The following is a 10,839-nucleotide window of genomic DNA, read 5'->3' as shown; positions in this document are numbered from 1 at the left end:
TCCAGGCTTGTGGGGGCCGGCGCCGTCAGTGAGGCGCCAGCCGGGGAATCGGATCAGGGATCATGGTCGGATGGTCCATGAGCCGGTTGACGACCACGCTCGCGGCGCCGCGAGCGGCGGCGCCGAAGCCGAGGTCGGAGGCCACGAACCGGCACTGGCTGGCTGATCGCGCCACGACCAGCCGTTCCAGTTCGGCCTGTGCGGGGGGGAGCAGCCATTCGGCGAGCGTGGCGAAGTAACCGCCGACGACGATGACACGCGGGTTGAACAGGTTGGCGAGGATCGAGCCGCCGAGCCCGAGCCACTTGCCCACCTGGGCGACCGCCTCAGCCATCCGGCTGTCACCCGCGGTCAGTCCTCTGGCGATCTCGATCGCCCGCTCCTCCGGGTCGGAGGCCGGGAGCGAGGTCTCCGGGTGTGCTGCCTTCATGAGCGCGGCGAGCCCCACCTTGGTCTCCAGGCAGCCGTGCCTCCCGCAACCACAGCGGGAACCGCCCGGATCGACCGGCAGGTGGCCGATCTCGCCGGAGAAGCCGTCCGCACCGCGGAGCAGCTTCCCGTCGAGCACGATGCCGCCGCCCACGCCGACCTCGCCCGTCAGGTAAACGAGGTGGGACGTGCCCGCGGCGACGCCGGAGGTGTGTTCGGCCAGTGCCGCGAGATTCGCGTCGTTGTCGACCGTGACGGGGACCCGCCACGGTCCGAGGGCCGCGGAGAGCCGCGCGGCCAGGGGTAGATCGTGCCAGCCCAGGTTCGGGGCGAGGGTGACGACACCGTTCGCCACGTCGACCAGACCGGGGACCGCCACGCTCAGCCCGGCGGGCGTGGCCCCGGCCGCCTTCATCGCCTCGACGGCCTCCAGAGCCACCCGGCCGAGCTGGCGCAGGGAGAGATCGGGACCGCCGGCCATGGCGTCGAAGGCGATCCGCCGTTCGACGAGCACCTGGCCGCTGAGGTCGGACCCGTGTGCGGAGATGTAGTCGACATTGATCTCCAAACCCAGCGCGCCGACGTGGGCGCCGTGCAGTGTGACGGGCCGCCGGGGGCGGCCGATCGCCCCGGCGTGCTCGGTGCCGGTCTCCCGGACGAGTCGCCGGTCGAGGAGTTCGGCCACCAGGTTGGAGACCGTGGCCCGGTGCAGGCCGGTGGCCTCCGCGATGTCGGCCCGGGATTGCGCCGGGTGATCACGCAGGTGGCGTAACACGAGGGAAAGGTTGGTCTGCCGGAGCATCGGTGCGCTGCTCGGCAGGGCGGTGCCGGCCGCGCGGGCGCTGCGATGTGGATGCGTCACGCGGTCACCCGCCTTTCATTTGTCTCGGCAATCAATTAATGAGGTTTGTAACACGCACGTGTCTGGAGCGCACCGTGTGAACGGATAACGAGTTGACATCGACGAATAACCGCAGGTCGCAGGCTTGTGCGGCGCGTAACTGGACCGTTACAAAGCGAGGCGTCCGAGTTCGATGGGAGCGCAACCCTTTAGTTTGGCTACCCGTTCAAACCAATCCGCCTGAGCTTCTGGGCGGCCACTGAGCCCGCTGGGGCGGTGTAGACGAGCAGCGCCTGGCTCTGGTCGGGATCCATGAGCGTCTGGCAGTCGAGGTCGAGCAGGCCCAGCTCAGGATGGGTGAACCGCTTCCTGGCGCACGCCGGACCGGGCACCGGATGCTCACGCCAGAGTGCGGCGAACTCGGGGCTGCGGGCCAGCAGCGTCCGCACGATATCGCCCGCGCGGGAGTTCTCGCCGTCCCGCGTGTGGATCCGGAGGAGGTCGGCGGCCAGTTCCCGGCCCACCGTGGCGTGATCGTCGACCGGATGAATCTTTCGTACGGCCGGATCGTCGAACCACCGGTAGTGGAGGCTGGCCGACAGGCCTTCGTGGGCGAGGCCGTCGCCGAGGAGCTCGCGGGCCAGCGGGGTCTGGCGGAGGGTCTCGCCCAGGTCGGTGACCACGAGCGCGGCGGCGTCGGCGGGAAGGTTCTCGAAGATCCGCTCCATGCCGGGGTTGACGCCCCTCGTGGCCTTCATGCGGGGCCGGACGGCGTAGCCGCCGAGGCGGAGCAGGTGGTCGCGCTCCTGGTCGGTGAGCCGCAGGGCGCGGGCGATGGCGGCGAGCATCTGCTCCGACGGCTGCGGGCCGCGCTGCTGCTCGATCCGGCTGTAGTAGTCGGTCGACATGGCCGACAGGGCGGCGACCTCCTCGCGGCGCAGCCCGCCCGTCCGGCGGCGTGAGCCGCGCGGCAGGCCCACGTCCTCGGGCTGGAGCGCCTCGCGCCGGGTGCGCAGGAAGTCGGCGAGTCGGGCCCGTTGCATGTTCCGGTCAACAACCTCCGGACCTGGGCTGATTCCGCTGAGGCACGGACACTTCGTCCCTGGATGCGGGTTCCGGCACCCGGCAGGTTCGACGGTATGACAACAATCCCCGTGTACAACCCCGCCACCGGCGACGTGGTCGCCGAGGTGCCCGCGGGCACCGCCGCCGACGTCGACCGGGCGGTGGCCGCCGCCCGTGCCGCACTCCCCTCCTGGGCCGCGACCGACCCCCTCGACCGGGCGGCGGTCGTGGGCCGCATCGGGGCGGGCATCGCCGCCCGTACCGACGAACTCGCCGCCCTCATCACCGCCGAGATGGGCGCTCCGGTCAGCCTGGCCCGCACGGCGCAGATCCAGTTCCCGGTGGCCGTCGCCCAGTCGTTCGCCACCCTGGCGGAGAGCTTCGCCTGGACCGAGGAGATCGGCGCCTCGCTGGTCGTCCGGGAGCCGATCGGCGTCGTCGGCGCGATCACGCCGTGGAACTTCCCGCTCCAGCAGATCGTCTCGAAGCTCGCCCCCGCGCTGGTCGCGGGCGACACGGTCGTCTGGAAGCCGTCGGAGATCGCGCCGCTCACGGCTCGTGTGCTGGCCGAGATCGCCGCCGAGGCCGGCCTGCCGGCCGGCGTCTTCAACGTCGTGTACGGCACCGGCGACGTCGTCGGCGAGGCGATCTCCGCCCACCCCGGCATCGACATGATCTCCTTCACCGGCTCGACCAGGGCCGGCCGCCGGATCGGCTCGGTGGCCGCCGAGACGGTCAAGCGGGTCGCCCTGGAACTGGGCGGCAAGGGCGCCAACGTGATCCTCGACGGCGCCGACCTCGACGTGGCCGTTCCCCAGAGCGTGGCCAGGGCCTTCGCCAACGGCGGCCAGGTCTGCGGCTCGTGGCCCCGGCTGCTGGTGCCCGCCGGCCTCCAGGAGGAGGTCGTGGCCCGTGCGGTGGCGGTCGCCGAGACCTACACCGTCGGGGATCCCCTCCTGGAGACCACGATGATCGGCCCGATGGCGTCGGAGGCGCACCGGGACAAGGTGCACGGCTACATCGAGCGCGGCGTCGCCGACGGCGCCCGCCTGGTCTTCGGCGGCCCCGGACGGCCCTTCGACAAGGGCGCCTACGTCCGGCCCACGATCTTCGCCGACGTCGACCCCGCGTCGGTCATCGCCCAGGAGGAGATCTTCGGGCCGGTGCTGACGGTCATCCCCTACCGGGACACCGAGGAGGCCGTGGCCATCGCCAACGGCACCAGCTACGGCCTGACCGGCGGCGTCTTCGGCCCCGACGAGGAGGCCCGCGCGGTCGCGCGGCGGATCCGGGCCGGCCAGGTCGACGTCAACGGCGGCCACTGGAACGCGCTCGCCCCCTTCGGCGGCTACCGCCAGTCGGGCAACGGCCGCGAGTTCGGCCGCCTCGGGCTGGAGGAGTTCCTGGAGGTCAAGTCGATCCAGCTTTGAGGGGCGGCCGACCACGCCGCCGGCACCCATGTGCGCATGGAGGCCGGCGGCGGGCGGGCCCAGGATCAGACGGTTCGGCAGGTCACCGTGGGCGCGGTGCCCGCGTTGCCCGAGGCGAGGAAGCCGAACGTCGCCGACGCGCCCGCGCCCAGCGCGCCGTTGTACGACACGTTCCGCGCCGTCACGTTCGAGCCGCTGCTCGTCACCGTGGCGTTCCACGACTGGCTGATCGACTGGCCGCTCGGCCACGTCCAGGTCGCCTGCCAGCCGGAGATGGGCGCCGAACCCGCCGTCACCGTCACGTCGGCCTGGAAGCCGCCGCCCCACGTCGAGGTCACCCGGTACGTCGCCGAGCAGCCCTGGCCCGGGTTCGGGGTGGGCGTGGGCGTGGGGGTCGGGGTGGGGGTCGGCGTGGGCGTGGGGGTGGGCGTCGGGGTCGGCGTGGGGGTCGGGCTCGGGGTGGAGTTGCCGCCGACGAAGTTCACGTCGCTGCAGAAGTAGTACGACTGGTCCATGTGGCTGGCCTGCCAGACCGTGAACACGATGTGGCGGCCCGAGCGGCCGGGCGCGTTGACCTCGACGGGGGTGGTCGCGCCGGTCGGCACGCGGCCCACCTGGCCGACCAGTTCCAGGTCGCTCCACTTCAGTGGCGTCGTCAGCGCGTTGAAGCCCTGCTTGGTGGCGTACACGCGGATGTAGTCGGCGCCGTGGATGGCCTGGTCGGTCATGTTCAGGGTGAAACGGGTGGGCTTGTCGACGGTCTTCCACGCGCCGAGGGTGTCCATCGCGTTGTAGCGGCCGTTGAAGGTCCGGCCGCCGCTGCAGAGCTGGCCGTCGGGGACGGCGGCCTGGTGGTTGCCGGCCACCTGCTCGCGGTAGAGGCCGTTCCAGTTCCACATGGCCTGGACGTCGTACTGCCAGGCCTGATAGCACATCGGGTCCTGCTGGGCCATCGCCGGGTTCTGGTGGTCAGTGCCCCAGCGCTGCCAGCAGCCGTAGTTGCGGCTCGGCGGGTCGGTGACGGAGCCGTGGGCGTTCGCGGTCGCGACGAGTGCTGTGGCGAAGAGTGCCAGGGCGCCCAGGGCCGCGAGCAGGGTCCGGGAGAGCGTGTGCACGTGCTCCTCCTAGGAGAGGTGTGGGGGAGCGCCCAACGTCTCCTAACTCGTTGTCAGGGACAACAGTGATGCTTCAGCCCTACCGCCCGAACTGGGAAATCTTCAGAAAGCAACTGAACGATTCAGAGACACTAGTCACACTTTGACCGGTTCGCTAACGTGCCCCAAGTGACAGTCCAGCAGGAAGCCCCCGCCCGTCAGGACGACAACGAACCCCGCCACTGGCTCGCGGTGCGACCGCGCCTCGTCGTGGCGAGTGGGTTGATGCTCTTCCTGGAGTTGTCGCTGATCCGGTGGACCGGGTCCAACGTCGTCCATCTGAGTTATTTCACCAACTTCGTCCTGCTGGGGTCGTTCCTCGGCATCGGGCTCGGGTTCCTGCGGGTGGGGCGCACGAAACGGCAGCCCTACTACTCGCCGGTCCTGCTGGCCGTGCTGGTGCTGGTCATCAGCTTCTTCCCGGTGCACGTCAACCGGGAGGCGCAGGGCATCCTCTACTTCACCAGCCTGGAGACGAGCGGGCCGCCGGCCTGGCTGATCCTGCCGGTCATCTTCGTGGTGGTCGCGCTGGTGCTGATGGGGCCGGCCGAGCTGGTCGCCCAGTGTTTCCCGAAGCTCGACCGGCTTGAGGCGTACCGGTGGGACCTCGTCGGGTCGCTCTGCGGCATCGGGTTGTTCACGCTGCTGTCGTTCCTGAGCGCGCCGCCGCTGGCGTGGGGGCTCGTGGTCGCGATCGGCTACTTCGTGGTGATGCGGCCCCAGCGCATCCTCACCGGGGTCGCGCTGGCCGTGCCGTCGCTGCTGGTCATCGCGGCGCTGGCCATCGAGACGTTCTCCGCCGGGGCCCTCTGGTCGCCCTACTACAAGGTCACCACCGAAGCGTTCCAGAACCAGGGCGTCGACGTCCTGGACATCCAGGTCAACGGCATCCCCCATCAGCAGGCGATCCCGGCGGCCAAGCGGCTGGAGTGGGAGCAGCAGTACGGCATGCCCTACCAGCGCTCCGTCGCCGCAGGCGAGCAGCGGCTCGACGACGTGCTGATCGTCGGCGCGGGCAGCGGCACCGACGTCGCGATCTCGCTGCTGAAGGGCGCCAAGCACGTCGACGCGGTCGAGATCGACCCGAAGCTGCGGCAACTCGGCGGGGAGTTCCACCCCGACAAGCCCTACTCCGACCCGCGCGTGACCACCCACATCAACGACGGCCGGGCGTTCCTGGAGCGCACCGACAAGAAGTACGACCTGATCCTCTTCGCCCTGCCCGACTCGCTGACCCTGGTGTCGGGCGCGAGTTCGCTGCGGCTGGAGAGCTACCTGTTCACCGAGCAGGCGATGGAGGCGGCGAAGGCCCACCTGAAGCCGGGTGGCGCGTTCTCGATGTACAACTACTACCGCGAGACCTGGCTGATCGACCGGCTCGCGTCGACCGCGCAGGCGGCGTTCGGGCACAAGCCGTGCGTCGACTTCACCGGCTGGGGCGGCCAGGCCGTCATCACCGCCGGGCTCACCCCCGCCGACCAGGCCTGTGCCGGCGAATGGGGCGGCGCCGCCGCGGGCACGCCCGCGCCGACCAGCGACGACCGGCCGTTCCTCTACCTGAGCACCGGCTCGATCCCGTCGCTCTACATCATCGCGCTGGGCCTGATCCTGCTGGTCAGCCTCTTCGCGGTGCGCGCCGTGGCGGGGCCGTTCGGGCAGATGCGGCCCTACGCCGACCTGTTCCTGCTCGGCGTCGGGTTCATGTTGCTGGAGACCAAGAGCATCACCGGCTTCGCGCTGCTGTTCGGCACGACCTGGGTGGTGAACGCCATCGTCTTCGCGGGCGTCCTGGTCGCGGTGCTCGCCGCGGTCGAGGTGACGCGCCGCTTCCGCACCCCGTCCCTTCCGGTCATGTACGGCGTGATCGCGGTCGGCCTGGTCATCGGGTGGCTCGTGCCGAACTCGTGGTTGTTGTCGTTGCCGCTGGCGCTGCGCATCCCGGTGGCGGTGGCCATCGCGTTCCTGCCGATCTTCGCGGCCAACGTGGTGTTCGCCAAGCGGTTCACCGACACCGACGACTCGACCACCGCCTTCGGCGCCAACCTGCTCGGCGCGATGGTCGGCGGCTGCCTCGAATACGCCGCCCTGGTGCTCGGCTACAACTCGCTGCTGATCGTGGCGGGCCTGCTCTACCTGGGGGCGTTCGTGCTGCTGCCGCGCACCGCACGGGCGCTGACGTGATCGACTTCTACCGCGAGAACGGATACGCGCTGGTCAAAGGGCTTCTCACCCGAGAGGAGGCGGCGGCCTACCGCCGGGAGACGCACGAGCTGATCTCCCGGCTGCGGGCGGCCGACCCCACGTGGGCGGTGGCCAGGAAGCTGACCGAGCGGCACACCGAGCTGCGGCACTGCCACGACGCGCAGTTCCACGCCGCCGCGTTCTCGCGGCTCATCGTCGACCCCCGGTTCACCGGCGTGGCCGCCGAGGTCGTGGGCTCGCCGAACGTCCAGCTCCACCACACGAAGATCTTCGTCAAGCCGGCCGGGCGCGGCTCGCCGTTCCCGATGCACCAGGACGCCGCGCACTTCCCGCACACCCGCCACACGATGGCCGCCGCCATCTTCCACTTCGACGACGCCCCCGAGGAGAAGGGTTGTGTACGGGTGGTGCCCGGCAGCCACCACGCCGGCCCGCTCCCCCACGTCGAGGAGGGCGGCTGGCACCTGCCGCTCGACGAGTGGCCGTTGTCGTCGGCGGTCCCCGTCGAGGCCGAGGCCGGTGACGTGTTGTTCCTCAGCTACCTGCTGGTGCACGGGTCGGGGGTGAACACCTCCGGCGAAGACCGCACCACCTTCCTGGTGCAGTTCCGCGACCCGGAGGACGAACCGGCCGACGACGTGCACCAGTCACGGGGTCAGGGCATGATGCTGCGCGGGTTCGCACGATGACGGCGTACCGCACACGCCACCGCGGCGCACACCAGAGCGGGTGAGCGGCCTTCCCGGGCGTGCCGGGCCGCGCCCATCTGCTCGCGACCACGTGCCCCATGGCGAACACCGCGACGTGTGTCAGATGCGCGCAACCGCCCCGGGCGGGGCTTGCAATCCGCGTACAGCGGACGGAAAGCGGAGTGATAGTGGCTTGGGTCACTCTTCAGATGTCCAAAGTAGGAAGTGCGGGCGCAAATCCGCGGATTCGTTCGTTTGATGATCCAGGAGCTCACCTGAGAGGTCGCGATGATGTGTCAGCATCAGCCCCGATGTCCGTCCCCCGACGCCTCCGACCGCGTTTCCGCCCACGTCGTGGCGGCCCACCCGGAACAGGGCTGGAGCCTGCTGTGCAACGGCGTCGTGCTGTTCGAGGACCTCGGCCTGCTGCTCCCCGACGGCAGCGCCGCGCGCTGACCCTCGTTACGCCCCATGCCTCCCGGGCAAGGGTGAGGCATGACGAACGGGGATCTCTACGCGTACGCCGACCTGCTCGACGGGGATGAGAAGCACGTCATCGAGCGGGTACGCGAGTTCATGACCGATCGGGTCGCGCCGATCGCCGACGACCAGTGGACCAGGGCCGAGTTCCCACACCAGCTCGTGCCCGAGTTCGGCAAACTCGACGTCGCGGGCCTCGCCTTCCAGGGCGCGCGCAGCCTGCTGACCGGTTTCGTCGTCTTGGAGATGAACCGGGTCGACCCCTCGTGGGGCACCTTCTTCGGGGTGCACGCGGGCCTGGCCATGGGCAGCGTCGCCCGGCTGGGCTCCGATGAGCAGCGGGAGCGCTGGCTCCCTCGGATGGCCGCGATGAACAAGATCGGCGCCTTCGCGCTGACCGAGCCGACCGGCGGATCGGACGTCGCCGCCGGACTCCGCACCACCGCCCGTCGTGAGGGCGACACATGGGTGCTCAACGGGGCCAAACGCTGGATCGGCAACGCGACGTTCGCCGACCACGTCATCCTGTGGGCCAAGGACGAGGGCGACGGGCAGGTCAAGGGGTTCGTGGTCGACCGCGGTTCCCCGGGGTTCACCGCCACGAAGATCGAGAACAAGATCGCTCTGCGGACCGTCCAGAACGCCGACATCACGCTGGAGAACGTGCTCGTGCCGGAGGAGAACCGGCTGGCCGGGGCCTCCTCGTTCAAGGACACCGCGGCGATCCTGCGGCAGACGCGGGGCGGCGTCGCCTGGCAGGCCGTCGGGTGCATGATCGGCGCTTATGAGCGGGCGCTGGCGTACTCGAAGGAGCGCGAGCAGTTCGGGCGGCCCATCGCGTCGTTCCAGCTCGTGCAGGATCTGCTGGTGCGCATGCTCGGCAACGTGACCTCCTCTCTCGGCATGGTGGTACGCCTGGCGCAACTCCAGGACGACGGCGTCTACCGCGACGAGCACTCGGCGCTGGCCAAGGCGTTCTGCACGGCCCGGATGCGCGAGGCCGTCGGGTGGGGGCGGGAGATCATGGCCGGGAACGGGATCGTGCTCGACTACGGCATGGGCCGGTTCGTCGCCGACTCCGAGGCCATCTACAGCTACGAGGGCACCCGGGAGATCAACACCCTGATCGTCGGCCGGGCCGTCACGGGCGAGAGCGCGTTCGTCTAGGCCGCCCAGAGACGTCGCACGCTCCCGGTCACCGGGCCGGGAGCGGGGGCGGGCGGGCCGGTCCGTACGAACACGGGTCTTCCGGGGAACGCCGTCGCGCCCGACCTGATGACGTAGTCGACCTCGGTGGTGAGCAGCGACGGCCGGCGCATCAGGCCCAGGGTGGTGCGGATCTGGAGGTCGGCGAACGACGCGCCCAGGCAGCGGCGCTGGCCGACGCCGTAGGGCAGGAACGCGTAGGGGGAGACCTTCGCGCCGGTCCAGCGGGACGGGCGGTAGACCCCCGGGTCGGGGAAGGACGCCGGGTCGTGGTGTTCGAGCAGCGGCGCGGCGAACGCGAGCGCGCCCTTCGGGATCACGGTGGGCCCGACTTCGATGTCGCGGGCCACCCGGCGCGGCAGGCTGAACGGGACGGTCGGGATCAGCCGCTGCGACTCGCGGACGGCCGCGTCGAGGTCGTGCTCGGTGCCGGGGAACGGGCCGGGGGTGCCGAGGATCGTCAGCAGCGCCCACGTCATCGACATGGCGGTGGTCTCGAAACCGGCCGCGAACAGGCCGTGCAGCTCACCGGCGATCTCCGGGGTGCTGAGCCGGTCGCCGTTCTCGTCGACGGTGTGGCAGAGGATCGACAGGGCGTCGCGTCGCGGTTCGTCGGCGCGTTTGCGCTCGATGAGCAGCTCCAGCCGGTCGTAGACCGAGGCCAGGTGGCGCAACCAGCGGCCGTGCGGGGTCCAGGCGGCCTCGCTCCGGAACAGCAGCACCAGCGGGTTCTGGAAGGCCCGGAGCAACCGCGCGACGTCGTTCGCCAGCCGGACGTTGGCCTCGTCGACGTCGATGCCGAGCAGGCAGACCAGCATGTTCGCGCGGGTGACGTCGAGGAACTCGGCCGCCATGTCGAACGGCTCGCCGTCGCCCCGCGCGAAGCGGGACCGTTTGAACGTCTCGGCGAAGACCGTTCCGTAGTGGTCCATCGCGCTCTTGTGCGTGATCGGCATCAGCAGGCGGCGCGAGCGGCGGTGCCGGTCGCCGTTGAAGGTGATGACCGCGTCGAACATCTTCGACCAGGGGCGGCCCTTCGGGAGGGCGAAGATGCCGTCGCTGAGCCGCTCGAACACGTCGTTCTCGGTGAAGTAACCGCGTGCGCCCTCCTCGCCGCGGAGCAACACGACCGACCCATTTCCGCCGGTCAGCGGGATGACGGGGCCCGGGAACCGGGAGGCGACGCGGTCGAGGGCGTACCAGGCGTTGTGCCGGAGGAATCGGAGGTTGTTGACGATCGGGATGCCACGTGGCCCGGCCGCGTCGATCCGCAGCGAGGTGTCGAACGTCTTCGCCATGCCCACACTTTCCGTCCGCTGATACGGAGCGTATGCGCGGTCCAG

At 70.4% G+C, this 10,839-nt stretch carries 9 protein-coding genes; 5 read left to right on the top strand and 4 right to left on the bottom strand.

What is annotated here, in order from left to right; genetic code table 11:
• Positions 1–25 precede the first annotated feature (25 nt).
• Both AW273_RS16930 and AW273_RS16925 read right to left on the bottom strand, forming a co-directional pair.
• Positions 26–1,291, bottom strand: a complete 1,266-nt coding sequence (locus tag AW273_RS16930; RefSeq protein WP_062349288.1) for an ROK family transcriptional regulator — start codon at positions 1,289–1,291, stop codon at positions 26–28.
• Positions 1,292–1,488: 197 nt separating this feature from the next.
• On the bottom strand, positions 1,489–2,313 hold the full coding sequence (locus AW273_RS16925; protein ID WP_062349287.1) for a helix-turn-helix transcriptional regulator: 825 nt from the start codon (positions 2,311–2,313) through the stop codon (positions 1,489–1,491).
• 96 nt (positions 2,314–2,409) lie between these two features.
• Here AW273_RS16925 and AW273_RS16920 point away from each other — a divergent pair, with 96 nt between their 5' ends.
• The gene (locus AW273_RS16920) at positions 2,410–3,765 is read left to right on the top strand and encodes an aldehyde dehydrogenase family protein (protein ID WP_232327462.1); all 1,356 of its coding nucleotides are present in this window, start codon (positions 2,410–2,412) and stop codon (positions 3,763–3,765) included.
• 65 nt (positions 3,766–3,830) lie between these two features.
• On the opposite strand, the gene AW273_RS39340 is transcribed toward AW273_RS16920, so the two are convergent.
• Positions 3,831–4,880, bottom strand: a complete 1,050-nt coding sequence (locus AW273_RS39340; RefSeq protein ID WP_062349285.1) for a lytic polysaccharide monooxygenase auxiliary activity family 9 protein — start codon at positions 4,878–4,880, stop codon at positions 3,831–3,833.
• Between the two features lie 168 nt (positions 4,881–5,048).
• On the opposite strand from AW273_RS39340, the gene AW273_RS16910 reads away from it, so the two are divergent.
• The 4 genes from AW273_RS16910 (at position 5,049) to AW273_RS16900 (ending at position 9,457) form a co-directional block, all read left to right on the top strand.
• Complete coding sequence (locus tag AW273_RS16910) at positions 5,049–7,100, top strand: spermine/spermidine synthase domain-containing protein (protein WP_062349284.1); 2,052 nt, start codon at positions 5,049–5,051, stop codon at positions 7,098–7,100.
• Positions 7,097–7,810 carry a phytanoyl-CoA dioxygenase family protein gene (locus AW273_RS16905; protein WP_062349283.1) on the top strand — a complete coding sequence of 238 codons (714 nt, stop codon included), beginning with the start codon at positions 7,097–7,099 and terminating at the stop codon, positions 7,808–7,810. The genes AW273_RS16910 and AW273_RS16905 overlap by 4 nt, the downstream gene beginning before the upstream one ends.
• A gap of 291 nt (positions 7,811–8,101) precedes the next feature.
• Positions 8,102–8,266 (top strand): DUF5999 family protein, encoded by a 165-nt coding sequence (locus tag AW273_RS37925; RefSeq protein WP_198168190.1) that lies wholly within the window; start codon positions 8,102–8,104, stop codon positions 8,264–8,266.
• A gap of 39 nt (positions 8,267–8,305) precedes the next feature.
• Entirely contained in the window at positions 8,306–9,457 is a 1,152-nt protein-coding gene (locus AW273_RS16900; RefSeq protein WP_062349282.1) for an acyl-CoA dehydrogenase family protein, read from the top strand.
• On the opposite strand, the gene AW273_RS16895 is transcribed toward AW273_RS16900, so the two are convergent.
• Positions 9,454–10,794 carry a cytochrome P450 gene (locus AW273_RS16895; RefSeq protein WP_062349281.1) on the bottom strand — a complete coding sequence of 447 codons (1,341 nt, stop codon included), beginning with the start codon at positions 10,792–10,794 and terminating at the stop codon, positions 9,454–9,456. The two genes, AW273_RS16900 and AW273_RS16895, sit on opposite strands and share 4 nt — an antisense overlap.
• Between the last annotated feature and the right edge of the window lie 45 nt (positions 10,795–10,839).

The sequence above is a fragment of the Herbidospora yilanensis genome (assembly GCF_001570565.1).
Lineage (GTDB): Bacteria > Actinomycetota > Actinomycetes > Streptosporangiales > Streptosporangiaceae > Herbidospora > Herbidospora yilanensis.
The sequence above is the reverse complement of the archived record's forward strand: the minus strand, read 5'-3'. Positions and strand labels throughout refer to the sequence as shown.

Excerpts from the sequence above, each read along its gene's own strand:
- AW273_RS16925 (WP_062349287.1), bottom strand. The coding sequence starts at position 2,313 with ATGCAACGGGCCCGACTCGCCGACTTCCTGCGCACCCGGCGCGAGGCG.
- AW273_RS16920 (WP_232327462.1), top strand. The coding sequence starts at position 2,410 with ATGACAACAATCCCCGTGTACAACCCCGCCACCGGCGACGTGGTCGCC.
- AW273_RS37925 (WP_198168190.1), top strand. The coding sequence starts at position 8,102 with ATGTGTCAGCATCAGCCCCGATGTCCGTCCCCCGACGCCTCCGACCGC.
- AW273_RS16900 (WP_062349282.1), top strand. The coding sequence starts at position 8,306 with ATGACGAACGGGGATCTCTACGCGTACGCCGACCTGCTCGACGGGGAT.
- AW273_RS16895 (WP_062349281.1), bottom strand. The coding sequence starts at position 10,794 with ATGGCGAAGACGTTCGACACCTCGCTGCGGATCGACGCGGCCGGGCCA.